Here is a 23,571-nt window from a genome sequence, read left to right on the forward strand (position 1 = left end):
TCCTTGTGCACGGTCGGGGTGCGACTGCGGCCCACCATAGGCAGCCCTCAGGCACCTCGCGCGGTGAGTGGCCGGGGTGGCCGGGGGTGGTCCGACGTGGGGCGGTGACCGGTAGGGTGCAGGTCAGGGGCTCGGGGTGTCGGGTCGGGGCAGGTCGGGGAGGGAAGCTGATGGCTCGTAAGGTCCGTAAGGAGGCCGCTGCTGCGGCGCCGGTCACGGTGACGGTCTGCCGGGGGTGCTGCTGCGGTACCGAGCGACGCCACCCGGGGGTCGACCACGCGGCGCAGCTGGTGCGGCTGAAGGAAGGCGTCGGAGCGGCGGGGCGGGTCCGGGCGGTGCCGTGCCTGGACGCCTGCGACCACTCCAACGTGGTGGTGGTGAGCCCCTCGGCCGAGGGGCGGGCGGCGGGTGGCCGGCCGGTCTGGCTCGGCTGGGTGCTGGCCGACGACATGCTGGACGAGATCACCGACTGGGTGAAGGCCGGCGGCCCCGGCCTCGCCGACTCGCCCGGCACGCTCGACCTGCAGGAGTTCGCCGTCTCGCGCCGGGTGCGCGAGGGCCTGCCGGGCTGAGACCCGGAACCCGCCGGGCCTGGCATGCTTCGGGCATGGCGGAACTGAACGGCAGGCCGGTCACCCCGGCGGAGCTCCAGGCGCTGGCGCTCACCAACTACGGGCACTTCACCACCATGCTGGTGCGCGACGGCCGGGTGCGGGGGCTCGGGCTGCACCTGGAGCGGCTGCGCCGGGACTGCCGGGCGCTGTTCGGCACCGACCTGGACCCGGAGCCGGTGCGGGCGTACGCCCGCAGGGCGGTGCCCGCCGGCGGCAGCACGATGGTGCGGATCACGGTCTTCGACCCCGCGCTCGACCTCGGCAACCCGGGCGGGAAGGCCGACCCCGCGGTCCTGGTGACGACCCGTGCGGCGGGCGGTGCGGTGCCGGGGCCGCTGCGGGTGCGCCCGGTGCGGTACGAGCGGGACCGGCCCGAGGTGAAGGGCGTCGGCCTGTTCGGCGCGCTGCGCCACCGCCGGGAGGCGCAACTGGCCGGGTACGACGACGCGCTGTTCGTCGACGGCACCGGCGCGGTCAGCGAGGGCGGCACCTGGAACCTCGGCCTGGTCCGGGACGGAGGGGTGGTCTGGCCCGAGGCGGCGTACCTGCCCGGCACCACGCTGGCGCTGCTCCGCGACCTGCACCCTGGCCGCACCGCCCGGGTCACCCCGGCCGAACTGCCGCAGTACGAAGCCGCGTTCGCCACCAACGCGGCCGTCGGCGTCCGCCCGATCGCCGCTGTCGAGGGCACTGCCCTCGACCCCGGCCACCCGCTGCTGACCGCACTGGCCGAAGCCTGGGCCGCCGCCCCGGGCGAGCCGCTCTGAGGCGAACTCGCCCGGAGGCGAGGGCGGAGGCGGGGGCAGTCGGGGGTCAGTAGCCCCGGGCGCCCTTGTTCGGGTTGGCCTGCTGGACCTTGGCGGCCAGGTCGTGACCGTCCCGGGAGACGTTGTACCGGTCCATCATGTAGTTCATCGAGGCCGCGCAACTGGCCACCGGGTCGTAGATGTTGGTCGACGTGCCCGTCTGGTGGTAGGCCGCGAAGGTGCTCGGGATGCACTGCCAGGGGCCGCGCGAGGAGTTCGCCGGGAAGCCGTCGGACTGCTTCGGGCCGGTGGCGTTGCTGTCCCAGCCGTTGGCCAGCGGGAGCGAGTTGAAGGAGGACTCGCGACCGGCCATGGTGAGCAGGCCCTTGGTCCACTGCTCGCGGGCAGCCGGGTCGGTGATGCCCATCAGGTCGAGGGTCTGGCTGATGTAGTCCCGGACGGCGGCCTCGCCGCTCTTCCAGGAGCCGCGGCCGCCGTACTCGACGTCCTTGACCGGGATCTTGCCCTCGTGCGAGGGCTTCGCGTCCGGGTCGCTCTTGTCGCCCTGGTCGCCGGAGTCGTTGCCGCCCTGGTCACCGCTGCCGTGGCCGCCGGAGCCGGAGCCGTGGCCGCCGTTTCCGCTGCCCTTGCCGTCGCCGTTGCCGCTGGGCTTGGGCTTCTCCGGCTGCTGGCGGTCCTTGTCCTGGTTGCGCTGGTCCTCCTCGATCTTCCGGTCCGCCTCCTGGTACTCCTTGATCACCGACTGGAGCTTCCGGACGTCGTCGCCGATCGCCTGGGTGAGCTTCTCCTTGGTCTGCTGGAGCTTCTCGGCCCGGTTGTTGATGTCCTCGACCTCGCCGGCGATCTGGCCGGCCACCGCCGCGAAGCCGATGATGCCCGCGAACGGCGCGGCCATCAGGTCGACGGCCACCGCGCGGGCCACCGTGCTCTTGATCTGGCCGAGCTTGGAGGTCATCTCGGCCATCCGCTCGCTCATCTGCTGCCAGTCCCGCTGGATCTCGGCCAGCTCGGTCAGCGAAACCCCGAACTTCTCACCGCTCATACGGCACCTGCCCCCCAGTTCCCCGGTCCGCCCGCGAACCCTCGCCCGCACCCCGTGTGTTGACGTCCGATCACGAATACTGCCATGACGCGGCCGCCCACCGCAGGGTGCGGTGGGCGGCCGGGGCCGGGAAGCGGCCAGGTCAGCAGTCGTCCGGTCAGACGGTGTTCTCCGCCTGGGCCATCCAGGAGTACTTCTCCAGGTCGGCGGTGAGGCCGATCAGGATGTCCTGGCTGATCGGGTCGGGATCGGCGGTGACGTCGATCCGGTCGCGCATCCGGATGATCACGGCGGCCAGGGCGTCCACCAGGGTGCCGACGGTGGCCGAGTCGGCCACCGGGCCCTCCGGGGCGACGGAGATCCCGCTGGTGTCGGCGACGGTCTTGGCCCGGCCGTCCGGGGAGACGCCGATCGCGGCCGCCCGCTCGGCGACGGTGTCGGCGTGCAGGCGGGCCAGCGCGACCACCTCGTCCAGCTGGAGGTGGACCGAGCGGAACCGGGGGCCGACCACGTTCCAGTGCAACTGCTTGGCCACCAGCGAGAGATCGACCAGGTCGACCAGTGCTCCCTGCAGTGCGTCGCCGACCACCTTGCGGTCGGCGTCCGGCAGCGGGCTCTTGATTCCGTACATCGGGCATGCCTCCTGAGACTGGGCTCGACTCCGCTGGCCAGCATGCCACAGGAAGCGGACAAAGAGGGCATAAGGGCGTCGGCGGGCGAGCCCGGGGCCAGGGCGCGGTCCTGGCGCGATCCGAAGCCCGGCCGGGGTGAGGCGGAGCGGACAATTCGCTTCGGCCGCCGAGCGCTCTCCCCTACCATCGGCGGATGTCCACCAGTGAGCTGCTGCGCGCCAACGCCTTCCGGACCGCCTTCGCCCGGCGGCAGGCGACCGAGGTCCAGGAGGTGCCGGGCGGCTTCCTGGTTCTGAACGCGGCGTTCCCGCTGTCGTACGAGCACAACCAGCTGCACCTCGACCGGGCGGTCGGCGGGCCCGACGCGCTGCTCGCGCTGGCGGAGCGGGCGCTGGCGCACGCGGACCACCGCCAACTGACGCTCTACGACGCCGAGTCGGGCGCTGCCTGCGTCCTGGCCTTCGAGGCGGCGGGGTACCGGCACATGACCGAGGTGGTGATGCTGCACCAGGGCCCCGTCCCGGTCCCGTCCGTCCCGGCCGAGCCGGTGGAGGTGTCCGAGCTGGCGCCCCCGTACGAGGCCCGGCTGCGGGACTGGATGCCGGAGGCCTCCGAGGCGACCGTCGAGCAGCTGATCGCCCGTCGGGCGGCCCGCCGCAACGGTGCCCCCGAGGTGCTCTTCCTCGGTTCCCGCGACACCGACGGCACGGTCGCCGCCTGGGCCGACCTCTACCTCGACCCGTCCACCGGCACCGCCCAGATCGAGGACCTGGTCACCGCCCTCGACCACACCGGCCGGGGCCACGGCGGCACCGTTCTCGACACCGCCCTGCACCGCGCGGCCGCCTACCCGCTGCGCTTCCTGATCGCCGACGCGGACGACTGGCCGATCCACTGGTACACCCGCCGCGGCTTCACCCCGATCGGCGAGTGCCACTCCTTCACCCGGGGCTGAGCTCAGCTCCCGCCGAGCGCCGCCAACTCGGCGGTCAGGGTGTCGGTGTGCTGGAACGTCAGACCGGCCAGGGCGATGTGCCGCCAGGTGACCGTGCCGCCGCCGTCCAGGATGAACACCGAACGTCGCAGCCCCAGCCCCGGCACGCTGATCCCGTACGCCCGCGCCACCGCCCGGTCCGGGTCGGCCAGCAGCGGGAACGCCAGCCGGTGCTTGCGCGCGAACCGCTCGTGGCTGTCCAGGTCCTGCGGGCTGATCCCCCACACCGTGGCGCCGAGGTCCTTGAACCGGTCCAGCTCGGAGGTGTACTCGCAGAGCTGCTTGGTGCAGACCGGCGTGTCGTCCCCCGGGTAGAAGACCAGCACCAGCGGACTGCCCTTGGCCTCCTCCAACCGGTACTCGCGCCGCTCCACCACGTCCTCGGCGAGCAGCAGACCGGGCAGCGTGAACGACGGAGCGGACGCTCCGACCTGGGGCGGCTTGGCCATGGACTTCCCCTCCTGGGCAGCGCGGGACGCCTGCGGTACCAACGGTGCATCACTGTATGTGCTCCGAGCCGTTTCCCGGCGCATTGTCCGACCGCGACAGGGGTCCAGGACGGCCGGCTGCCTCAGCGGCGGGGGCCGTACATGATGACCGCGACGCCGGCCAGGCAGATGGTGGCGCCCAGGAGGTCGGCGCGGGTGGGGCGGAAGCCGTCGAAGGCCATGGCCCAGAGCAGGGATCCGGCCACGAAGACGCCGCCGTAGGCGGCGAGGACGCGGCCGAAGTCGGAGGAGGGCTGGAGGGCGGCGAGGAAGCCGTAGCCGCCGAGGACGACGATGCCGAGGCCGGCCAGCCACCAGGGGCGGGATTCGCGGACGCTCTGCCAGATCAGCCAGCAGCCGCCGATCTCGGCCACGGCGGCGACGGCGAACAGGGCGACGGAGCGCAGCACGGTCATGGGGAGAGCCTAGTGAGCAGCCGTGCTCCGAGGCTTCCACAGCGCCCTGACCGTCCGTCGGGCGGGACGTACGATGGGCCCGGGCCGCGCCGGGTGGGCGCGGGAGAACGGAGCGGGAACCTCATGTCCGGGAACCTCGGGTCGGATCGGCATCCGCTGGACAACCCGGCCTGGTCGGCACTGGCCGGGCCGCACGCGCACTTCGCCGAATGTCGCGGCCGGGCGGCGCGCTACCCGGGGGACGTGACGCCGTTCCACGCGCTGCCGGAGCAGCCGGGCGCGGCGGACTGGGCGGATCTGGCCGCGCTGGTGGGGCCGAAGGGCTGGGCGCTGCTGGCGGTGGACGCGGCGGTGCGGCCGCCCGCGGACTGGGAGGTGACCTTCGATCTCGAAGGCGTCCAACTGGTCGGTGCGGACGTGGTCGGCAAGGCGGAGCCCGAGGCGGTGCCGCTGGGCCCGGCCGACGTGCCGGAGATGCTGGCGCTGGTCGAGCGGACCCGTCCGGGGCCGTTCCTGCCCCGGACGGTGGAGCTGGGCAGCTACCTGGGCATCCGCCGGGACGGGGTGCTGATCGCGATGGCGGGGGAGCGGATGCACCCGCCCGGCCATGTCGAGATCAGCGCGGTCTGCACCGACCCCGCCCACCGGGGCGAGGGCTTGGCGTCCCGGCTGGTCCTGGCCGTGGTGGCGGGCATCCGGGAGCGCGGCGAGATCCCGTTCCTGCACGCGGCGGGGGACAACACCAACGCGATCCGGCTGTACGAGGCGCTGGGGTTCCGGCAGCGGCGCGCGGTCACCTTCCTCGGCGCCGCTGCGCCCGCCTGACCCAGGGTCGGCGGGCGTCCCGGTCGGCGGCCTACTGGCGGTAGGTGGTGAGGAAGCGTCCGATCCGGCTGATCGCCGTCTCCAGGTCGTCGGCGCGGGGGAGGGTGACGAAGCGGAAGTGGTCCGGGCGGGGCCAGTTGAAGCCGGTGCCCTGGACGATGTGGATCTTCTCGCGGAGCAGCAGGTCGAGCACGAAGCGCTCGTCGTCGACGATCCGGTGCACGGCCGGGTCCAGCTTGGCGAAGGCGTACAGCGCGCCCTTGGGCTTGACGCAGCTGACGCCGGGGATCTCGTTCAGCGCCCGCCAGGTGACGTCGCGCTGCTCGGTCAGGCGGCCGTTCGGCAGGGTGAGGTCCTGGATCGACTGGTGCCCGCCCAGGGCGGCCTGGACGGCGTACTGGGCCGGGACGTTGGGGCACAGCCGCATGCCCGCGAGCATGGTCAGCCCCTCCAGGTAGTCCTTGGCGTGCTGCTTGGGGCCCGAGACCACCAGCCAGCCGCTGCGGAAGCCCGCCACCCGGTAGGCCTTGGAGAGGCCGTTGAAGGTCAGGGTGATCACGTCGTCGGCGAGCGCGGCCAGGCAGTGGTGCTCGACGCCGTCGTAGAGGATCTTGTCGTAGATCTCGTCGGCGAGGACCATCAGGCCGTGCCGGCGGGCGAGTTCGAGGATGCCGAGCAGCAGTTCCTTCGGGTAGACCGCGCCGGTCGGGTTGTTCGGGTTGATCACCACGATGGCCTTGGTGCGGTGGTTGATCTTCGAGGCGATGTCGTCGAGGTCGGGGTACCACTCCGCCTCCTCGTCGCACAGGTAGTGCACCGCCTTGCCGCCGGCCAGCCGGACCACCGCCGTCCAGAGCGGGAAGTCCGGTGCGGGGACCAGGACTTCGTCGCCGTCGTCGACCAGCGCCTGGACCGCCATCTGGATCAGCTCGGAGGCCCCGTTGCCGAGGTAGACGTCATTGACCGTCACCCCGCTGACGCCGCGCTGCTGGTAGTACTGCACCACCGCGCGCCGGGCCGGCAGGATGCCGCGCGAGTCGCTGTAGCCGTGCGCGTTGGGGAGGTTACGGATGATGTCCTGGAGGATCTCCTCCGGCGCCTCGAAGCCGAACGGGGCGGGGTTGCCGGTGTTCAGTCGCAGGACGCTGTGCCCCGCCGCCTCCAGCGCGTTGGCCTGCTCGACCACCGGGCCGCGGATCTCGTAACACACGCCCGCCAGCTTGCTGGACTGCCGAAACTCCACTGCGGCCTCCCGACCGTCGCACCGCGCCATCATTCGGTTGCTTTGTTCTACCAAGTATCTACTTGGAAAGTCCAACCTTTTGGCTATGCTGATCCACATGTCACGCCGAAGCTACGACCAGTACTGCGCCGTCGCCCGCGCCCTGGACGCGGTGGGAGAGCGCTGGAGCCTCCTGATCGTCCGTGAGCTCCTGGACGGGCCGCGCCGCTACACCGACCTGCACGCCGACCTGCCGGGGGTGTCGACCGACATCCTGGCCACCCGGCTCAAGCAGCTGGAGGGCGAGGGCGTGGTGGAGCGCCGCAAGCTGGAACGGCCCGCCAACGCGGTGGTCTACCTGCTCACCGAGCGCGGGCTGACGCTGCGTCCGGTGGTGGAGGCGCTGGGCGCCTGGGGCCTGGACGCGCTGGGCGACCCCCGGCCCACCGACGCCGTCCGCGAGCACTGGGTGACCGGCGCGCCGACCGGGTGACCAAGGGCTGAAATTGCCCGGGGGCGATCGGCCGTCCGGGCTATCGTCCGGCCCATGACGGCTCATCACCAGCTCGCGCAGATCAACATATCCCGGCTGCTCTTCCCGCTCGACGGCCCCGAACTCGCCGACTTCGTCGCCGCCCTGGACCCGGTCAACGCCCTGGCCGAGGAGGCCGACGGCTTCGTCTGGCGGCTCACCGACTCCGCCGCCGGGGGCACGGTGCGGATCTTCGAGGACGACTGGCTGATCGTCAACATGTCGGTCTGGGACGACCCGGACGTCCTGGAGGCCTTCGTCTACAGCCCCGGGCACATCGCCGTGCTGCGCCGCCGCCGGGAGTGGTTCAGCCGGGCCGGTGAGGCTATGACGGCGCTCTGGTGGGTGCCTGCCGGGCATCGGCCGACCGTCGCGGAGGCGGAGCAGAAGCTGGTCGAGCTGCGGGCCACGGGGCCGACGCCCGAAGTGTTCACGCTCCGCGAGACCTTCCCCGCGCCCGCTCCGGGCCAGGACTGACGAACGGTCAGTGCCGTTGGTGCGGACGGTGGTTGAACGCCGTCCGAATGTGTCCTGCACGTGACAATCGTTCCCGGCTCTTGTGTGCCCGGCCGCCGATGCGTCAGCCTTTCATCGGCGGTCGGAAACAGTACGGGGCCGATGCCGTCCCCTTCTTTGTCATGGGCATGCATGATCAGTGCGCGCCCATCCGCCGCCGTGCCCGGATCGGACCCCATCTGCCGGACCGATTACGGCAGTTGAGCACGTACCGCCCCCACCGAGGAGGAACCCCCTGATGGCAGTGATACGTCACTCCCGGCGCGGCCTGATCGCCGCCACGGCCGCCACCGTGGCCGCGCTGGCCCTCGGCCTGGGCTCGGCGCTGCCCGCCTCGGCCGCGGCCGGAGCGGACGGTGTGATCGCCAACGCCGGCGCCCCGGACACCGTCAAGGACAGCTACATCGTGGTGCTCAACCAGGGCTTCGCGGCCGCCGGTTCGGACCACGGCCGGGCGCTCGCGCAGAAGTACGGCGCGAAGATCACCCGGACCTACACGGCGGCGCTGAACGGCTTCGCCGCCCGGATCTCCGAGGCGCAGGCGAAGCGGCTGGCCGCCGACCCGGCGGTCGCCGCGGTGAGCCAGAACCGCATCTTCCACGTCGACGCCACCCAGCCGAGCCCGCCCTCCTGGGGCCTGGACCGGATCGACCAGAAGGCCCTGCCCCTGAACAGCAGTTACAGCTACCCGGACACCGCCGGCGAGGGCGTCACCGCCTACATCATCGACACCGGAGTGCGGATCACCCACGGCGAGTTCGGCGGCCGGGCCAGCAACGGCTACGACGCGATCGACAACGACAACGTCGCCCAGGACGGCCACGGCCACGGCACCCACGTGGCCGGTACGGTCGCGGGCAACTCGTACGGCGTGGCCAAGAAGGCGAAGATCGTCGCCGTCCGGGTGCTCGACAACTCCGGCTCCGGCACCACCGAGCAGGTCGTGGCGGGCATCGACTGGGTGACCGCCAACGCGGTCAAGCCGGCCGTGGCCAACATGAGCCTGGGCGGCGGGGTGGACGACGTGCTGGACGCCGCCGTCCGCCGGTCGATCGCCTCGGGCGTGACCTACGGGGTCGCGGCGGGCAACGACAACCAGAACGCCAGCACCCACTCCCCGGCCCGGGTCGCCGAGGCCATCACGGTGGGCTCGACCACCAGCACCGACGCGCGCTCCAGCTTCTCCAACTACGGTTCGCTGGTGGACCTGTTCGCGCCCGGCTCCAGCATCACGTCCTCCTGGAACACCGGCGACACCGCCAGCAACACCATCTCCGGCACCTCGATGGCCACCCCGCACGTGGTCGGCGCGGCCGCGCTCTGGCTGGCCGACCACCGCACCGACACCCCGGCCCAGGTGGCCACCGCGCTGGTCAACAACGCCACCAGCGGGGTGGTGACCAGCCCGGGCACCGGCTCGCCGAACAAGCTGCTCTACGTCGGCACCGGCGGCACCACCCCGCCCACCGGGCCGAAGTTCGAGAACGCCGTCGACTACGCGATCGCCGACAACACCACCGTCGAGTCGCCGATCACCGTCAGCGGCGTCACCGGTAACGCCCCCGCCGCGCTGAGCGTCGAGGTCGACATCAAGCACACCTACAAGGGCGACCTCAAGGTCGACCTGGTCGCGCCCGACGGCTCGACCTACCTGATCAAGAACTACGGCGACGGCGGCAGCGCCGACAACGTGATCGGGACCTTCACCGTCAACGCCTCGGCCGAACTCGCCAACGGCGTCTGGAAGCTGCGGGTCAGCGACAACGCCAATGCCGACACCGGCAAGATCGACCGCTGGGCGCTCCAGTTCTGACGACTGGTCAGTCCCTGACGCGCCGGAGCCGCCCCTGCGGCTCCGGCGCGTCGCGCTGGGTCAGTCGGCGATCAGTGCCGTGCCGACCGGACGGAAGCCCACCCGGCCGTAGATCCGGGCCACGTCCTGGTCGCCGGCCGAGAGGAAGACCGTCTCCACCCCGCGCGCCCGGGCATCCGCCACCAGAGCGGCGGTGACCGCGTACCCGAGGCCCTGGCGGCGGGCCGACGGCAGGGTGCCGATGCCGACCAGTTCGCTGACCGGGCCGACCGGCTGGTGCTGGCCGCCGCAGAGCGCGTTGCCGTCCGGGCCGAACGCGGCGGCGACCACCGTCAGGCCGTCCCGGATCCGCCCGGCGATCCGGGCGGCGGTGCCGTCGGCGGTCAACTGGGCGGTCATGGCGGCGAGTTCGTCCGGTCCGGCGGTGCCGATCGCGGTGCCGGGCTCGGCGAAGGAGAGGTAGGCCACCGCCAGCGCCTCGGCCAGGGCCGGATCGTCGGCGCCGACCACCCGGGCGGTGCTGGTCAGGACCGGAGCGTCCGGGTCCAGCACCATCAGCGGATGGCCGTGCACCGGGAGCCCGGAGCCCTCGACGGCGGCCCGGAGCTCCGGCGCGGTCTCGGCGACCCACTCGAAGCTCTCCGGCACGCCTAGCTCGCGCTGCCGGGCCCGGACCCGCTCCACGTCCGCGACCGTCACGGGCGCACCGGTCCAGCCGAGGGTGGGCCGGGCGTAGTAGGGCCAGCCCTCGCCCTCCCGGACGAAGAGCGACAGCGGCCCGAAGGCCTCTGCCCGGGCGGCACTGCGGGGTACGGCGTCGTAGTACCGCTCGAGGCGGTCGAGGAGATCGGTCACGCGCGCATGCAACCAGCCACCCGCGCGGACCGCCACCCGATATCGGGCCCCGCCCCACCGGCGGGCACCGGGGCGCGTACGATCGGTCCGCTATGGACAACACCACCACCGCCACCGCGTACCGCAGCTATGTCGCCGTAGGGGACTCCTTCACCGAGGGCATGTGCGACGAGCTGCGCCCCGACGGGCAGTTCCTCGGCTGGGCCGACCGGGTCGCCCGGGCGCTGGCCGCCGAGCAGGGCCCCGGCTTCCGCTACGCCAACCTGGCGGTGCGCGGGAAGCTGATCGGCCAGATCCACGACGAGCAGCTGGACGACGCGGTCGCGATGGGGGCCGAGCTGGTCACCCTGGCCGGCGGGCTGAACGACGTGCTGCGTCCCGGCTGCGACATCGACCGGGTCGAGCGGCTGCTCGGCGCGGCGGCCGAGCGCCTGCTGGCGGGCGGCGGCACGGTGGTGATGTTCACCAGCACCGATCCGACCAGGCGGCTCGGCGGCAGTGCCAGGCTGCTGCCCGCGATCCTGCGGATGAAGGCCTTCGTGGAGGGGCTGGCCAAGGCCGATCCCCGCCTGCGGGTGGTCGACCTCTTCTCGGCGCCCTGCTTCGACGACCGCAGGCTCTGGGACGAGGACCGGCTGCACCTCTCCCCGGAGGGCCACCGCCGGGTGGCGGTCGCCGTCCTGGAGGCGCTCGGCCGACCCGCCCCGTTCGACTGGCGGGCGCCGCTGCCCGCCGCCGCGCCGCGCGGCCGGGGGGCCAAGCTGGCCGCCGACCTGCGCTGGCTGCGGATCCACCTCGGGCCGTGGATCGGGCGCCGCCTCACCGGGAAGTCCTCCGGCGACGGCCGGGCGCCGAAGCGGGCCGAGCTGCTGCCGTACGAGGGCTGACGTACCAAGGGCTGACGTCGCGTCGGCGGTCGGCCTCAGTTGGCCCACGGTGGGGCGAGCACGGTGCCGTCGGCGAGGGTGGCCCGGAGGCCGACGGTGGTGGTGACCCAGGCGGTGGCGGGCTGATCGCCGGGGTTGTCGAGGCAGAGCCTGGCGCCGGCCGGGACGATGACGGTGTCGCCGGGGGCCAGGGTGCTCCGCTCGCCGTCCAGTACGACGTCGGGGGTGCCCGCCAGCAGGTGGAGCACCTCCTCGTGGCTGACGGTGTGTTCGGTGCCGGGAGTCCCGGCCGGGAGGTCGAGCCGCCAGGCGCGGAGCGTGGCGCTGCCGGTGGAGGAGCCGGCGTGGGAGGTGAAGCGGGCACCGTGGATCTCGTGCACGGTGGCCTGGGCGCTGCGGATGACGGGCAAGGGTCTCCTGCTTCCTGGGTTTCGCCAGATGGTCAAGCTGCTTGTCTTTATGGTCAAGCAGCTTGACCATCTGCGTCAAGGGAATGACACAAATGAGTGGCACAATCTCGCGCATGAGCGAGCCCGACTCCATCGCCCTGAGCATCCCTCCGCTGCTGATCGCCCTGAGTGCCGACCTGGTCCACGCCATCGACGCGGGCGTTCGCCGGCGCGGTTTCGAGGACCTCCGCCCGGCCCACGGCTTCGCCTTCGCCCGGCTCGCCCCGGACGGTGCCACCGTCAACGAGCTGGCCGAACACCTGGGCGTCACCAAACAGGCCGCCAGTCAGATGGTGGAGGAACTGGTCCGCAAGGGCTATGTCGACCGTCACCCGCACCCCACCGACGCGCGCGCCAAACTGATCGAACTGACCGGCCGCGGCTGGGCCTGCACCCGCGCCGCCGATGCCGCCGCCGCCGAGGCGGTGGTCCCGTGGGAGTCGGTGCTCGGGGCCGAGCGGCTCCGCGAACTCCACGACGACCTGGCCCGGTTGGCCCCGTCGGGGCGGCTGAGGCCGGTGTGGTGAGCGGCGGTCGCCACACGGACGGAAGCTGATCGGCGCACCGGGCGCACTCCGGTCCGCCGGGGCGCGCCTGCCCGCAGGGCGGCGGCGCGGCTCCTACGATCGGGTCATGTTCAGTGGCGCACACGTGATTCTGCACAGCCAGGACGCCGAGGCCGACCGGGCGTTCGTCCGGGACGTGCTCGGCTTCGCCCATGTCGACGCCGGGCACGGCTGGCTGCTCTTCAAACTCCCGCCGGCCGAGCTGGCCTTCCACCCGACCGAGGCCCCGCCGCACAGCGAGTGCTACCTGATGTGCGACGACCTGGACGCCGTGCTGGCCCGGTTGGCCGAGCACGGCGTCCGGCCGGTCGCGCCGCCGACCCGGCAGAGCTGGGGCACGGTCACCGCGATCCCGCTGCCGAGCGGCTACGAACTGCCGCTCTACCAGCCCGCCCACCCGGTGGCGCACGGGCTCTGACGGGCTGTGGGGCACGGTCCGGCCGCGGCTCGGGCTCCGACAGGCCGTCAGGAAGTTGCTATCGTGCCCGGTGATCCATCGGCGCACGGACCTCTGTCGTGCGGCCGCCAGCGCACTCGGGGGTAACCATGCAGCAGCAGCCACCGCCTTCCGGCGACGGGTCCGGCGTGCCGCCGATGCCGGCGTCGCCGCCGACACCGGCGCCGGGGGAGGCGCACCGGCGTTCACCGGTGATGGTCTGGGGCGTGGTGGCGGCGGCGGTGAGCGCGGCCGCCGGAGTGGCCAGCGCCGTCGCGGCGTTCACGGGCAGCAGCTCGCAGACCGCCCCCTCCCCGACCACGTCGGTGGTCGCACCGCCGCCTGCCCCGACCGCAGGGGCGACCGCCGCCGCCACCACCCCCAAGCCGACCCCGGCGGCCCCCGCCGCGGCGACGGTGCGCTGGACCGGGAAGATCGTGCTCGGCATGGAGGGCATCGACCTGACCCAGGTGCCGCCGACCCAGGTGGAGGGCCAGTTCCTCCGCCCCGGCGCGGCCCGTACCGGGGGGAGCGGCATGACGGTGAAGGGCACCACCGCCGTGTGGACCGACTCCGCCGCACCGACCGCCGAGGGATGCCGCAACCTGCTGCAGACCCAGCAGCAGACCGTGGTCGACGTGGTCGCGGGCGACCAGGTCTGCGTCGTCAACGAGACCTCGCCGATCGGCCTGCTGAAGGTCACCAAGACCTACTACATGCGAGGCAGCTACGGCGAACTGGACGCCGAGCTGACGATCTGGGACCTCCGCCTGAAGGGCTGACCGGCACCGGACGGTCGATGCCGCGGCGCTGTCCTGACGTGGCGTCAGGTCTCGTCCAGCTCCAGGAAGACGGCGGGGACCTGGTTGTCGAGCACCATCCGGCCGAGCAGTTCGGCGAGGCGGTCGCGCTCGGGGTGGCTCAGCCCGGCGGGGAGGGTCCTGACCCGGCGGCAGGTCTCGGCGTAGAACTCCTCGGCGACGCGGGTGCCCCGGGCGGTGAGGGCGACCCGGATGGCGCGGCGGTCCGCCGGGTCGGGCTCGCGGTGCACCAGGTCGCGCTGGGCGGTCCGGTCGACCAGGCCGGTGAGGCTGGACTTGGCCAGGCCCAGCACCGCGCCGAGCTCGGTCATCCCGTACGGCCGGCCCATCAGGACGCAGAGCAGCTGGCCCTGTTGGGGCGTCAGGCCGAAGCCCCGGCCCGACTCGGTGTAGACGGCGTTCACCAGGAAGGCGGAGCGCACCAGCGCGGTGACGACTCCCGGCGGCCCGTCCGTGGACTTCCCCATGCGGGACAGGTTACGGCAGCCCACCCGGGAAAGGCCGGTGCGCGCTCCGAACCGCCCGGTCGGAGCGGCGGCCGTCAGCCCGCCACCCGGATCGGGCCGCGCCGGACCTGGGGGGCCTGCTCCTCGACGGCGACGGCGGGCGAGGCGCTGACCCGCCAGAGCCGGCCGGCCGACCAGAGGGCCGCGGCGAGCAGCAGCAGGTTGCGCAGCACGATCACGACGGTGGCCTTCCAGGTGCCGCTGATCACCGCGTCGAAGAACAGCGGGTAGTCCACGGTGGTGACCCCCACGGCCACCAACAGCAGCAGGACGACCGGCCGTTGGGAGCTGCCCCGGACGGAGAGGCAGACCGCGCCGAGGCCGATCAGCCAGATCAGGTACTGCGGGCTGATCACCCGGCTGGTGACGGTGAACAGCAGCACGGCCGTCAGTGCGGCGTCGTACGGCAGCGCGGCGTTCCAGCGGCGGGCCCGGAAGCGCCAGAACAGCAGCCAGCCGAAGGCGACGCCGGTCAGCAGCACCGAGACCTGGGCCACCGCGGCGACGTGCGGGCCGATGAACTCCAGTGAGCCGTAGTGCTGGTGGACCTCGCCGGGCCAGCCGAGCAGCCGGGCCACCTGGAGCACGCTGCCGCCGATCGACTCGATCTCGATGCCCCGCCCCTGTTGCGCCGTCAGGAAGTTGAGGGTGCCGTCGAACAGGGCGACCAGCACCAGCAGCAGCGCCAGCGCGGCCGCGCACATCGAGGTCCAGGCCTGCCGGGTGCTCCGGCCGCGCGGGGCGCCGAGCAGCACCAGCGCGGGCCAGACCTTCACCATCGCCCCCAGCCCGGCCAGCGCCCCACCGAGCCGCGGACGGCTGGGCAGCAGGATCAGCGCGGCCATCGCGAGCGCGGTGACCGGCAGGTCGTACCGGCCGTACGGGAGCCCCAGGAGCAGCGGCAGGGCGAGGGCCCAGAGCCAGGCCCCGGCGGTGGAACGGCCCCGGTGCAGGCCGCCGTTGCGGCGCAGCGAGACCCGGACCAGCGCGCCCTGGGTGAGCGCGTCGGTGGCCAGCATCAGCACCACGAAGGCCTGGAGGTAGGTCAGGAACGGCAGCAGTCCGGGAGCGAGCATGGCCAGCGCCGCACCGGGCGGGTACTGCCAGGTGACGTCGTCGACCGGGAAGGTCCCCCGGCTGAGCACCTCGAACCAGTGGAAGTAGGTGCGGTGCACCTCGATCGCCTGCTCGGCCTTGCCGGAGCGGAGCATCCCGACCATGACCAGCCGGCTCGCGAGCCAGTACCCGGCCAGGGCGAGGGCCTCGCGCGGCCAACTGCTCGGCCGGCTCCAGCGGAACGGACCGCTCTGCGGCATTCCCCACTGGGTCACCGGGGTTGGGGCCTGCGCCACCGTGGCCTCCACGGGCACGAGAAGGTGTCTGTGCGATCTGTCACAGCACAGACGGATCGGGCCGGTCCGCCGCCCGGGGACGGCGGCGTACCGACCGTCAGCACAACGCGCCACGCCACCCCGAGGACACGGTCGCACCCGTCCGGTCCCGGTCACCTGCCAGAATACTGGCGGAACTCAGGCTTGCATCCAGGAGAAGGTGACCGGCTTCGTGACCATGTCAGTCGAACGGAAGATCGCCGAAGAGCTGGGCGTACGGGAGGGGCAGGTGAGGTCCGCCGTCGAACTCCTCGACGGCGGCGCGACGGTGCCCTTCATCGCGCGCTACCGCAAGGAGGTCACCGGCGAGCTCGACGACACCCAGCTGCGCACCCTCGAGGAGCGGCTGCGCTACCTGCGCGAGCTGGAGGAGCGGCGGACCGCCGTGCTGGAGTCGGTGGAGAGCCAGGGGAAGCTGGACGACGCGCTGCGCGCGCAGATCCTGGCCGCCGACTCCAAGGCCCGGCTGGAGGACATCTACCTCCCGTACAAGCCCAAGCGGCGCACCAAGGCGCAGATCGCCCGCGAGGCCGGTCTCGAACCGCTCGCCGACACCCTGCTGGCCGACCCGTCCCAGGACCCGGCCGCACTGGCGGCGGGCTACCTGAACGAGTCGGTGGCCGACGCCCCGGCCGCCCTGGAGGGCGCCCGGTCGATCCTGGTCGAGCGCTTCGGCGAGGATGCCGACCTGGTCGGCACGCTGCGCGAGCGGATGTGGACCCGGGGCCGCCTGGTCGCCACCGTCCGGGGCGGCAAGGAGCAGGACGGCGCCAAGTTCGCCGACTACTTCGACTTCTCCGAGCCGTACGGCAAGCTCCCCTCGCACCGCATCCTGGCGATGCTGCGCGGCGAGAAGGAGGAGGTGCTCGACCTCGAACTCTCCCCGTACGAGGGCGCCGACGGCGACCTGCCCGGCGAGAACGACTACGAGCGGCGGATCGCGGCGAAGTTCGGCATCGCCGACCGGGGCCGCCCCGCCGACAAGTGGCTCGGCGACACCGTGCGCTGGGCCTGGCGGACCAGGATCCTGGTCCGGCTCGGCATCGACCTGCGCACCCGGCTGCGGCAGGAGGCCGAGGACGAGGCGGTCCGGGTGTTCGCCGCCAACCTGCGCGACCTGCTGCTCGCCGCCCCGGCCGGCACCCGCGCCACCATGGGCCTCGACCCGGGCTTCCGCACCGGCGTCAAGGTCGCCGTGGTGGACGCCACCGGCAAGGTGCTCGGGTACGACACCATCTACCCGCACCAGCCCGCCAACAAGTGGGACGCCTCGATCGCCACCCTCGCGGCCCTGGCGAAGAAGCACGACGTCGAACTGATCGCGATCGGCAACGGCACCGCCTCCCGGGAGACCGACAAGCTGGCCGAGGACCTGATCAAGCGTCACCCCGAGCTGAAGCTCACCAAGGCGATGGTCTCGGAGGCGGGTGCCTCGGTGTACTCCGCCTCGGCCTTCGCCTCGCAGGAGCTGCCGGACCTGAACGTCTCGATCCGGGGCGCGGTCTCGATCGCCCGGCGGCTGCAGGACCCGCTGGCCGAGCTGGTGAAGATCGACCCCAAGTCGATCGGGGTCGGCCAGTACCAGCACGACCTGAGCGAGGTGAAGCTCTCCCGCTCGCTGGACGCGGTGGTCGAGGACTGCGTCAACGCGGTCGGCGTGGACGTCAACACCGCCTCGGCGCCGCTGCTCACCCGGGTCTCCGGGGTCACCGGCACGCTGGCCGACAACATCGTCGCGCACCGCGACGCGAACGGTCCGTTCCGGACCAGGCGCGCGCTCAAGGACGTGGCGCGGCTCGGGCCGAAGGCGTTCGAGCAGTGCGCGGGCTTCCTCCGGGTGCCCGGCGGCGACGACCCGCTGGACGCCTCCGGGGTGCACCCCGAGGCGTACCCCGTGGTGCGGCGGATCCTGGCCGCGACCGGGGGCGACCTGCGGGCGCTGATCGGCAACGGGGCGGCGCTGCGCGCACTCCGGCCGACCGACTTCGCGGACGAGACCTTCGGCGTCCCGACCGTCACCGACATCCTCGGCGAGCTGGACAAGCCCGGGCGCGACCCGCGGCCCGCCTTCCGCACCGCGACCTTCAAGGAGGGCGTCGACAAGATCGGCGACCTGGAGGTGGGCATGGTGCTGGAGGGCGTGGTCACGAACGTGGCCGCGTTCGGCGCGTTCGTGGACGTGGGCGTGCACCAGGACGGCCTGGTGCACGTCTCGGCGCTGTCCAAGAACTTCGTCAAGGACCCGCGCGAGGTGGTCAAGCCCGGCGACATCGTCCGGGTGCGGGTGGTGACGGTGGACGTGCCGCGCAAGCGGATCGGGCTGACGCTCCGGCTGGACGACGAGGTCGGCCAGGCGGCGCCGCGCGACCGCGACCGTGGCGGGGAGCGCGGCGGGGACCGCGACCGCGGCGGGGACCGCGGCCGGGGGCCCAAGCCGCCCAGGCAGGACCGCAGGAACGCTCCGGCACCCGCTCCCGCCGCCAACAGCGCGATGGCGGACGCGCTGCGCCGGGCCGGCCTGGGGAAGTGAACCGACCGGCCGCCCGGCCGAGTTGAACCGGACGCCCCGGCCCCGAGCAAGGGGTCGGGGCGTCCGGCGCTGCGGGGCCGGTTCGGGCCGTCCTGGCGGCGGATTCCCTCGATCGGGTGTAAAAGCCGTGCGGCTGACGGTGGTTGCCGACCCGGCGCCCGGGCGCGCCCCGATACTGGGGCGGCGGCCGGGCCCTGCTCCCGGCCGTCCACTCTCCACCGGACAGAGAGGCGCTCCGCCATGACCACTTTTGCGGCCAACGACCGCGTCGGGCTTGTGTTCTCGCTCTTCGACGCCGATGGCAACGGCGTCCTCGAGCCGGCCGACTTCGACCTGATGGGCCGTCGGATCATCGCCGCCCTGCCGCAGGCAGACGCTGCCGCTCAGGAGCGTCTGATCGCCTCGCTCGGACGCTACTGGCAGGTCCTGGTGCACGAGTTGGACGTGGACGGGGACGGGCGGATCAGCCCGGAGGAGTTCACCGCCGTGGTGCTGGACCCGAAGCGGTTCGACGCCGTGGTGGACGAGTTCGCCGAGGCACTGACCGGGCTCGGCGATCTGAACGGCGACCAGCTGGTGGCCCGGCCCGACTTCGTCGCCCTGATGACCGCGATCGGCTTCGAACTCCCCAACATCCACGCGCTGTTCGACGCCCTCGACCCGGTCGACGGCGACCTGGTCCCGGTGCCGGTCTGGGTCGAGGCCATCCGCGACTACTACCAGCCCGACAAGGCCGACATCCCCGGTGACCGGCTGGTCCCGGCGGTGGCCCGGTGACCCTGATCGGTCAGCAGAGCGGCACCGGCGGCCCGGCCGATCCCCTGATCGTTCCCCCGGTCGGCCTCGCGGTCGGCCGGGGCACCGGTCCGGAGCTCGCCACCGTCTTCGAGCGGGTGCTGGGCGCCCTCACCGCCGACCACCCGACCGGGGTGCGGGTGGTGCGGTCCCCCCGGCTGTACCACTCGTACGTCTCGCTGCGCACCGAGGGCGAACCGACCCGGGTCCAGCAGCTGACCGCGCAGGACGCCGAGCACTACGAGGACTTCTGCCGCACCCTGGCCGCCGAGGGTGCCACCGCGCTGTTCCGGACCGCGATCAACGCCCAGTCGCTCTACCTGGTGCGGCGCCGGCTGCGGGCCGTGAAGGTCGACCTGCTCCAGGACGAGGGCACCTCCCTGCTGCTGGTCCGCGACCAGGCCCAGGGCTTCTACACCGGGGAGAACCAGCACGCCCCCGGGCTGCTCACCCGCACCCTGACGTTCAGTCAGGAGATCACCGAGGCGGTGGTCGAGTACGCGGTGCGGCGGGCCCGGCAGGAGTGGCCGGACGGTCGGATCGACCGGATCGTGATGGCCTACAAGTTCCACCTGCTGGACGGTGCGTTCGACCACTGGGTGGCCGGCGTGGCCGGGCGGCTGGGGGTGCCGATCGAGGTGTTCCAGCCCGACACGGTGAACCGGAACCTGATCGCGCACGGCCTGCCCGAGCGCACCCTGCTGATCGCCGGGAACGAGTGGGCCGACATCATGCACGTGGTCCTGCTGGACCGGTTCGGGGCCGAACGGCAGGAGAACCGCTGCACCGAGAACGTCTGCCTCGACCCCGCCGTCGCAGGCCTGGTCGAGTACCAGACCGTGCACGGCTCCGCGGACGACCTGGCCGGCCGCGACCTGGTGAACCCGGTGGCCACGATCCGCGCGGCGGCCCGGGTCGCCGAGCGGCACGCCGGAGTCCCCGGGGCGGTCGGGGCGGTCGAGGCCGCGCTCCTCGCGCTGGAGCAGTGCGGGGTGCGGACCCCGGACCTCGGGGGCACCCACTCCACCGGCGCCGTCACCGAGGCGCTGCTCGGCCTGCTCGCCGAGGCCCGGGACGGCGGCCAGGTCCCCGCTGCCGCGGTGCGCGGCTGATGGGCGGGCCGCCGCAGGGCGCCACCGCACTGGTCGTGGTGGACCTGCAGAACGACTTCTGCGCCGGGCCGGTCGCGACCGCCCGGTTCGCCGGGAACCCCGGAGTGCTGGCGGGGGTGGTCGAGGGCAGTGTGCAGGCGGTGGCCGAGGCCCGCCGGCGCGGGGTGGAAGTGCTCTTCGTCCGCTTCCTCGGCGACCCCGAGCACCAGGGGCCCGCCTGGCGCGACCGCGATCTGCGCCGGGGCCGGCCGCCGAAGTGCCTGGAGGGGAGCTGGGGTGCGGAGTTCCACGGGGTCGCGCCCGCCCCGGGCGAGCGGGTCTTCACCAAGCTGTCCTGCTTCGACGCCTTCCTTGCCGAGGGCTTCGAGCCGTACCTGCGGGAGCGGGGCATCGGCCACCTGGTGCTGATCGGCCTGTTCGCGGACGTGTGCGTGGACTCCACCGCCCGGACCGCCTTCCAGAAGGGCCACCACCTCACCGTCCTCGCGGACTGCACCACCGCGCTGCACCTGCCCTCCGACCAGGTGCTGGGTTTCGCCCGCACCGTCTACGGCGCCCGGATCCTGACCCGGGACGACCCGGCGGCCTGGGCGGTGCCCGAGCCCCGGCGGGAGGAGCGGCCGTGTCCGCCGGCCCGGGTCTGAGCGTGCTGGACGGGGTCGCCGCCGGGGTCGGGCGGACGGCGCTGCTGGTCGCCGCCGCCCGGGCCGTCGAGACCCACCGGCCGGACGCGCTGGCCCGCGATCCGCTGGCCGAGCAGTTCGTCCGGGCGGCCCCCGCCTCGGCAGGGTGGCCGGTCCGACCGGAGCAGGTGCCCGGCGGTGCCGCCGATCCGCTCTGGGGCCGGCTCGGCCGCTACTTCGGCCTGCGGACCCGGGTGCTGGACGACCACCTGCTCCGGTCGGCGGCCGCGGGCGTGCGGCAGGTGGTGCTGCTGGGCGCGGGGCTGGACACCCGGGCCTTCCGGCTGGACTGGCCGGTCGGCTGCGTGGTCCACGAGATCGACACCGAGCAGGTGCTGACGTTCAAACAGACGGTGCTGGACCGCACCGGCGCCCGGCCGTCGGCAGCCCGCCGGACGGTCGCGGCCGACCTTCGCGGGGACTGGACCGGCGCCCTGGCCCGGGCGGGATTCGACCGGACCGCACCGACCGCCTGGCTGGCCGAGGGGCTGCTGCTCTACCTCCCGGCCGACGCCGAGCGCCGGCTGATCGCCGCCGTGCAGGCGCTGAGCGCCCCCGGCAGCACCCTGGCGTACGAGCTGAAGGAGGTGGCGGCGGAGTCCGCGGCGATCCGGGCCGCCCCGGTGTACGTCGCGGCCAGGGAACGGCTCGGCATCGACCTGACCGCCCTGTTCGCCACCGGCCGGCGGCCGGACTCGGCGGCGGCACTCGCCGCCGGGGGCTGGACGGTGACGGTGCACAGCCCGTACGAGTTCACCGCGCTGCACGGCCGGGGGCCGCGGCCCGAGCCGGACGACGCGCTGGCCGCCAACCGCTGGGTCTTCGCCGAGGCGGCCGGGGCGGTCGGGCCCGCCGAGCTCCCGGCAGTGCCGGGGAGCGGCTCCCGGCCGGGCTGACCCGCTGTCGGGCCCGCCGGTCCCGGGGCGGGCCCGTCGCGGTCAGTGGCCGCCGCTCCGCGACTCCACGGCGAGGGCGACGAGTTCGCGCCACCAGGTCTCGCGGTGGTGGGTGAGCAGGCGCTGGGCCTCGGCCGGGTCCATCGCGCGGACCTCGACCACCTGTTCGCCGTCCTCGGGGTTGCCGGGCTCGGAGTCCACCGTGACGTCGGCCCAGCCCCAGAGCCAGGCCTTCTTGGGGTGGGGCTGCCAGGGGCGGTAGGGGACCGGGTGGTCGGTGACGCAGCGGTGGGCGCCGATCCAGACCGGGTCGCCCAGCAGCCGGGCGCCGGCCTCCTCGCGCAGCTCGCGGGCCAGGCAGCTCTCGATGCTCTCGGCCGCCTCCCGGGTGCCGCCGGGCAGGAACCAGTGGCCCCTGGCGTCCCGGCAGAGCACCACCTGGTCGCCGGCGAAGCCCACCAGGTGGATGTTGGTGATGAGCTCGTCGGGCGGCAGTGCCGCCGAGAACTGTGCGTCGATGCCGCCCCAGGCCCAGCGCTGGGGCGCGTGCAACTGCGGGAACCGGGCCGCCAGGTCCGCGAGTTCCCTTGCTCTGTCCGAGGTGTCCGTCATTTTGAGATGGTAGTCCCGGCGGGTGTGTAAAGCACCCTTGACTCCCCGTCATGTCCACCCTACGTTTCACGGGTGCGCAACAGACTGCGTGAACTCCGCTCCCAACAAGGGTTGTCCCAAAGGGAGTTGGCCGCCCGGCTCGGAGTCTCCCGGCAGACCGTGAACGCGATCGAGACCGGCCGGTACAACCCGGCGCTCCCGCTGGCGCTCGGGATCGCCCGGTTCTTCGGCTGCCCGGTCGAGGAGGTCTTCCAGCCGGAGGACCCCGTCGGCTGACCGGTCCTGGCCCGACGTAGGGTGGCGGTGCCGCCCTGCCGAACGGAGCTCCGCCGATGTCCCGCATCCTCTACGTCACCGACCTGACCTACCCGGCCCGGGGCCGGCGGTACTGCGACGAGGACATCGCGCTCTCGGCCGCCCTGCGGGCCGACTTCGAGCTGGCCCTCTGCCATCCGCTGGACGCGGCGGCCCTGATGGACGGCTTCGACCTCACGGTGGTCCGCAACAGCGGTCCGGTGCTGCACTACCAGGAGCAGTACGACGCGTTCCGGGCCCGGGCGCTGGCCCGGGGCACCCGGGTGTTCAACCCGCTGCACGGCCGGGGCGACATGGCGGGCAAGCAGTACCTGCTCGACCTGACCGCCGCCGGGCACCCGGTGATCCCGACCGTGGCCGACCGGGCCGACCTCGGGCGGCTGCCCGAGGTGGCGGAGTACGTCACCAAGCCGAAGCTCGGTGCGGACTCGATCGGGCTCACCGTGCACCCGGCCGGTGCGCTGGCCGGGCTGGAGCTCGACGGCTCGACCCTGCTCCAGCCCCGGATCGACTTCCGCTACGAGGTGTCGTTCTACTTCGTCGGCCGCGCGTTCCAGTACGCGCTGTACGCCCCGGACCCGGCCGTCCGCTGGCAGTTGCAGCCGTACGAGCCGACCCCCGCGGACCTGGCGTTCGCCCAGACCTTCGTGGACTGGAACGCACTCGACCACGGCGTGCAGCGGGTGGACGCCTGCCGGACGCCCGAAGGCGGGCTGCTGCTGGTCGAGTTGGAGGACCTCAACCCCTACCTCTCGCTCGACCTGGTGCCGGCGGCGACCCGGACGGACTTCGTCGCCGCGATGGCGGCCTCGATCCACGACCTGCTGGCCTGAGCGGTTCCTGGGCTCCGATCAGG

At 73.2% G+C, this 23,571-nt stretch carries 27 protein-coding genes and 1 pseudogene; 18 read left to right on the forward strand and 10 right to left on the reverse strand.

Annotated features, from left to right (window positions below; all coding sequences use genetic code 11):
* The first annotated feature begins 170 nt into the window (after positions 1-170).
* Together ABT118_RS15970 and ABT118_RS15975 are read left to right on the forward strand one after the other, a co-directional pair.
* Positions 171-572 carry a (2Fe-2S) ferredoxin domain-containing protein gene (locus ABT118_RS15970; RefSeq protein ID WP_350668908.1) on the forward strand — a complete coding sequence of 134 codons (402 nt, stop codon included), beginning with the start codon at positions 171-173 and terminating at the stop codon, positions 570-572.
* 35 nt (positions 573-607) lie between these two features.
* Entirely contained in the window at positions 608-1,381 is a 774-nt protein-coding gene (locus ABT118_RS15975) for an aminotransferase class IV family protein (RefSeq protein WP_350668909.1), read from the forward strand.
* A gap of 46 nt (positions 1,382-1,427) precedes the next feature.
* Here ABT118_RS15975 and ABT118_RS15980 read toward each other — a convergent pair whose 3' ends face one another.
* Both ABT118_RS15980 and ABT118_RS15985 read right to left on the reverse strand, forming a co-directional pair.
* A complete protein-coding gene (locus ABT118_RS15980; protein ID WP_350668910.1) occupies positions 1,428-2,423 on the reverse strand; it encodes a hypothetical protein in 996 nt (331 codons plus the stop codon).
* A 157-nt stretch (positions 2,424-2,580) separates the two neighbouring features.
* Entirely contained in the window at positions 2,581-3,054 is a 474-nt protein-coding gene (locus ABT118_RS15985; protein ID WP_350668911.1) for a Dps family protein, read from the reverse strand.
* 194 nt (positions 3,055-3,248) lie between these two features.
* Between ABT118_RS15985 and ABT118_RS15990 the strand changes: the two genes are divergently transcribed.
* The gene (locus ABT118_RS15990; protein ID WP_350668912.1) at positions 3,249-4,010 is read left to right on the forward strand and encodes a GNAT family N-acetyltransferase; all 762 of its coding nucleotides are present in this window, start codon (positions 3,249-3,251) and stop codon (positions 4,008-4,010) included.
* Positions 4,011-4,012: 2 nt separating this feature from the next.
* Here the strand turns inward: ABT118_RS15990 and ABT118_RS15995 are convergent, their stop codons facing one another.
* Entirely contained in the window at positions 4,013-4,498 is a 486-nt protein-coding gene (locus ABT118_RS15995) for a peroxiredoxin (protein WP_350668913.1), read from the reverse strand.
* Positions 4,499-4,620: 122 nt separating this feature from the next.
* Entirely contained in the window at positions 4,621-4,953 is a 333-nt protein-coding gene (locus ABT118_RS16000) for a YnfA family protein (RefSeq protein ID WP_350668914.1), read from the reverse strand.
* Between the two features lie 123 nt (positions 4,954-5,076).
* On the opposite strand from ABT118_RS16000, the gene ABT118_RS16005 reads away from it, so the two are divergent.
* On the forward strand, positions 5,077-5,778 hold the full coding sequence (locus ABT118_RS16005) for a GNAT family N-acetyltransferase (RefSeq protein ID WP_350668915.1): 702 nt from the start codon (positions 5,077-5,079) through the stop codon (positions 5,776-5,778).
* A 31-nt stretch (positions 5,779-5,809) separates the two neighbouring features.
* Here the strand turns inward: ABT118_RS16005 and ABT118_RS16010 are convergent, their stop codons facing one another.
* Positions 5,810-7,021, reverse strand: a complete 1,212-nt coding sequence (locus ABT118_RS16010) for a pyridoxal phosphate-dependent aminotransferase (RefSeq protein ID WP_350668916.1) — start codon at positions 7,019-7,021, stop codon at positions 5,810-5,812.
* Between the two features lie 97 nt (positions 7,022-7,118).
* On the opposite strand from ABT118_RS16010, the pseudogene ABT118_RS16015 reads away from it, so the two are divergent.
* The 3 genes and pseudogenes from ABT118_RS16015 to ABT118_RS16025 all read left to right on the forward strand — a co-directional run.
* Positions 7,119-7,469: pseudogene (locus tag ABT118_RS16015) on the forward strand (winged helix-turn-helix transcriptional regulator); the annotation flags it as partial.
* Between the two features lie 78 nt (positions 7,470-7,547).
* The gene (locus ABT118_RS16020) at positions 7,548-8,009 is read left to right on the forward strand and encodes a DUF3291 domain-containing protein (RefSeq protein ID WP_350668917.1); all 462 of its coding nucleotides are present in this window, start codon (positions 7,548-7,550) and stop codon (positions 8,007-8,009) included.
* Positions 8,010-8,286: 277 nt separating this feature from the next.
* On the forward strand, positions 8,287-9,861 hold the full coding sequence (locus tag ABT118_RS16025) for a S8 family peptidase (RefSeq protein WP_350668918.1): 1,575 nt from the start codon (positions 8,287-8,289) through the stop codon (positions 9,859-9,861).
* A gap of 60 nt (positions 9,862-9,921) precedes the next feature.
* Here the strand turns inward: ABT118_RS16025 and ABT118_RS16030 are convergent, their stop codons facing one another.
* Complete coding sequence (locus tag ABT118_RS16030; protein ID WP_350668920.1) at positions 9,922-10,716, reverse strand: GNAT family N-acetyltransferase; 795 nt, start codon at positions 10,714-10,716, stop codon at positions 9,922-9,924.
* Positions 10,717-10,808: 92 nt separating this feature from the next.
* On the opposite strand from ABT118_RS16030, the gene ABT118_RS16035 reads away from it, so the two are divergent.
* Positions 10,809-11,603 (forward strand): SGNH/GDSL hydrolase family protein, encoded by a 795-nt coding sequence (locus ABT118_RS16035; protein ID WP_350668922.1) that lies wholly within the window; start codon positions 10,809-10,811, stop codon positions 11,601-11,603.
* A 35-nt stretch (positions 11,604-11,638) separates the two neighbouring features.
* Here the strand turns inward: ABT118_RS16035 and ABT118_RS16040 are convergent, their stop codons facing one another.
* Positions 11,639-12,013, reverse strand: a complete 375-nt coding sequence (locus tag ABT118_RS16040) for a cupin domain-containing protein (protein ID WP_350668923.1) — start codon at positions 12,011-12,013, stop codon at positions 11,639-11,641.
* 113 nt (positions 12,014-12,126) lie between these two features.
* Here ABT118_RS16040 and ABT118_RS16045 point away from each other — a divergent pair, with 113 nt between their 5' ends.
* The 3 genes from ABT118_RS16045 to ABT118_RS16055 all read left to right on the forward strand — a co-directional run bounded on the left by ABT118_RS16045 (position 12,127) and on the right by ABT118_RS16055 (position 13,836).
* Positions 12,127-12,579: a MarR family winged helix-turn-helix transcriptional regulator gene (locus tag ABT118_RS16045; RefSeq protein ID WP_350668924.1), complete on the forward strand. Its 453-nt coding sequence runs from the start codon at positions 12,127-12,129 to the stop codon at positions 12,577-12,579.
* Between the two features lie 106 nt (positions 12,580-12,685).
* A complete protein-coding gene (locus tag ABT118_RS16050) occupies positions 12,686-13,036 on the forward strand; it encodes a VOC family protein (protein ID WP_350668925.1) in 351 nt (116 codons plus the stop codon).
* Between the two features lie 128 nt (positions 13,037-13,164).
* Positions 13,165-13,836: a hypothetical protein gene (locus ABT118_RS16055; protein WP_350668926.1), complete on the forward strand. Its 672-nt coding sequence runs from the start codon at positions 13,165-13,167 to the stop codon at positions 13,834-13,836.
* A 44-nt stretch (positions 13,837-13,880) separates the two neighbouring features.
* On the opposite strand, the gene ABT118_RS16060 is transcribed toward ABT118_RS16055, so the two are convergent.
* Both ABT118_RS16060 and ABT118_RS16065 read right to left on the reverse strand, forming a co-directional pair.
* The gene (locus tag ABT118_RS16060) at positions 13,881-14,342 is read right to left on the reverse strand and encodes a MarR family winged helix-turn-helix transcriptional regulator (RefSeq protein ID WP_350668927.1); all 462 of its coding nucleotides are present in this window, start codon (positions 14,340-14,342) and stop codon (positions 13,881-13,883) included.
* 74 nt (positions 14,343-14,416) lie between these two features.
* Complete coding sequence (locus ABT118_RS16065; protein WP_350668928.1) at positions 14,417-15,733, reverse strand: glycosyltransferase 87 family protein; 1,317 nt, start codon at positions 15,731-15,733, stop codon at positions 14,417-14,419.
* A 217-nt stretch (positions 15,734-15,950) separates the two neighbouring features.
* Here ABT118_RS16065 and ABT118_RS16070 point away from each other — a divergent pair, with 217 nt between their 5' ends.
* The 5 genes from ABT118_RS16070 (at position 15,951) to ABT118_RS16090 (ending at position 21,788) form a co-directional block, all read left to right on the forward strand.
* Positions 15,951-18,302 carry a Tex family protein gene (locus ABT118_RS16070; RefSeq protein ID WP_350669214.1) on the forward strand — a complete coding sequence of 784 codons (2,352 nt, stop codon included), beginning with the start codon at positions 15,951-15,953 and terminating at the stop codon, positions 18,300-18,302.
* A gap of 240 nt (positions 18,303-18,542) precedes the next feature.
* The gene (locus ABT118_RS16075) at positions 18,543-19,079 is read left to right on the forward strand and encodes an EF-hand domain-containing protein (protein WP_350668929.1); all 537 of its coding nucleotides are present in this window, start codon (positions 18,543-18,545) and stop codon (positions 19,077-19,079) included.
* A 47-nt stretch (positions 19,080-19,126) separates the two neighbouring features.
* Complete coding sequence (locus ABT118_RS16080; protein ID WP_350669215.1) at positions 19,127-20,209, forward strand: isocitrate/isopropylmalate family dehydrogenase; 1,083 nt, start codon at positions 19,127-19,129, stop codon at positions 20,207-20,209.
* Positions 20,209-20,853 carry a cysteine hydrolase family protein gene (locus ABT118_RS16085; protein WP_350668930.1) on the forward strand — a complete coding sequence of 215 codons (645 nt, stop codon included), beginning with the start codon at positions 20,209-20,211 and terminating at the stop codon, positions 20,851-20,853. The genes ABT118_RS16080 and ABT118_RS16085 overlap by 1 nt, the downstream gene beginning before the upstream one ends.
* On the forward strand, positions 20,832-21,788 hold the full coding sequence (locus ABT118_RS16090) for an SAM-dependent methyltransferase (RefSeq protein WP_502884561.1): 957 nt from the start codon (positions 20,832-20,834) through the stop codon (positions 21,786-21,788). The genes ABT118_RS16085 and ABT118_RS16090 overlap by 22 nt, the downstream gene beginning before the upstream one ends.
* A gap of 42 nt (positions 21,789-21,830) precedes the next feature.
* Here ABT118_RS16090 and ABT118_RS16095 read toward each other — a convergent pair whose 3' ends face one another.
* On the reverse strand, positions 21,831-22,400 hold the full coding sequence (locus ABT118_RS16095; protein ID WP_350668933.1) for an NUDIX domain-containing protein: 570 nt from the start codon (positions 22,398-22,400) through the stop codon (positions 21,831-21,833).
* 72 nt (positions 22,401-22,472) lie between these two features.
* On the opposite strand from ABT118_RS16095, the gene ABT118_RS16100 reads away from it, so the two are divergent.
* Complete coding sequence (locus ABT118_RS16100; protein ID WP_350668934.1) at positions 22,473-22,676, forward strand: helix-turn-helix transcriptional regulator; 204 nt, start codon at positions 22,473-22,475, stop codon at positions 22,674-22,676.
* 56 nt (positions 22,677-22,732) lie between these two features.
* A complete protein-coding gene (locus tag ABT118_RS16105) occupies positions 22,733-23,548 on the forward strand; it encodes an ATP-grasp domain-containing protein (RefSeq protein ID WP_350668935.1) in 816 nt (271 codons plus the stop codon).
* Positions 23,549-23,571 lie beyond the last annotated feature (23 nt).

Source organism: Kitasatospora sp. NPDC002040 (assembly GCF_040296785.1).
Lineage (GTDB): Bacteria > Actinomycetota > Actinomycetes > Streptomycetales > Streptomycetaceae > Kitasatospora.

Coding starts and splice junctions, on each gene's coding strand:
- ABT118_RS15970 (WP_350668908.1), top strand. CDS start 171: ATGGCTCGTAAGGTCCGTAAGGAGGCCGCTGCTGCGGCGCCGGTCACG.
- ABT118_RS15975 (WP_350668909.1), top strand. CDS start 608: ATGGCGGAACTGAACGGCAGGCCGGTCACCCCGGCGGAGCTCCAGGCG.
- ABT118_RS15980 (WP_350668910.1), bottom strand. CDS start 2,423: ATGAGCGGTGAGAAGTTCGGGGTTTCGCTGACCGAGCTGGCCGAGATC.
- ABT118_RS15985 (WP_350668911.1), bottom strand. CDS start 3,054: ATGTACGGAATCAAGAGCCCGCTGCCGGACGCCGACCGCAAGGTGGTC.
- ABT118_RS15990 (WP_350668912.1), top strand. CDS start 3,249: ATGTCCACCAGTGAGCTGCTGCGCGCCAACGCCTTCCGGACCGCCTTC.
- ABT118_RS15995 (WP_350668913.1), bottom strand. CDS start 4,498: ATGGCCAAGCCGCCCCAGGTCGGAGCGTCCGCTCCGTCGTTCACGCTG.
- ABT118_RS16000 (WP_350668914.1), bottom strand. CDS start 4,953: ATGACCGTGCTGCGCTCCGTCGCCCTGTTCGCCGTCGCCGCCGTGGCC.
- ABT118_RS16005 (WP_350668915.1), top strand. CDS start 5,077: ATGTCCGGGAACCTCGGGTCGGATCGGCATCCGCTGGACAACCCGGCC.
- ABT118_RS16020 (WP_350668917.1), top strand. CDS start 7,548: ATGACGGCTCATCACCAGCTCGCGCAGATCAACATATCCCGGCTGCTC.
- ABT118_RS16025 (WP_350668918.1), top strand. CDS start 8,287: ATGGCAGTGATACGTCACTCCCGGCGCGGCCTGATCGCCGCCACGGCC.
- ABT118_RS16035 (WP_350668922.1), top strand. CDS start 10,809: ATGGACAACACCACCACCGCCACCGCGTACCGCAGCTATGTCGCCGTA.
- ABT118_RS16045 (WP_350668924.1), top strand. CDS start 12,127: ATGAGCGAGCCCGACTCCATCGCCCTGAGCATCCCTCCGCTGCTGATC.
- ABT118_RS16050 (WP_350668925.1), top strand. CDS start 12,686: ATGTTCAGTGGCGCACACGTGATTCTGCACAGCCAGGACGCCGAGGCC.
- ABT118_RS16055 (WP_350668926.1), top strand. CDS start 13,165: ATGCAGCAGCAGCCACCGCCTTCCGGCGACGGGTCCGGCGTGCCGCCG.
- ABT118_RS16060 (WP_350668927.1), bottom strand. CDS start 14,342: ATGGGGAAGTCCACGGACGGGCCGCCGGGAGTCGTCACCGCGCTGGTG.
- ABT118_RS16070 (WP_350669214.1), top strand. CDS start 15,951: ATGTCAGTCGAACGGAAGATCGCCGAAGAGCTGGGCGTACGGGAGGGG.
- ABT118_RS16075 (WP_350668929.1), top strand. CDS start 18,543: ATGACCACTTTTGCGGCCAACGACCGCGTCGGGCTTGTGTTCTCGCTC.
- ABT118_RS16085 (WP_350668930.1), top strand. CDS start 20,209: ATGGGCGGGCCGCCGCAGGGCGCCACCGCACTGGTCGTGGTGGACCTG.
- ABT118_RS16095 (WP_350668933.1), bottom strand. CDS start 22,400: ATGACGGACACCTCGGACAGAGCAAGGGAACTCGCGGACCTGGCGGCC.
- ABT118_RS16105 (WP_350668935.1), top strand. CDS start 22,733: ATGTCCCGCATCCTCTACGTCACCGACCTGACCTACCCGGCCCGGGGC.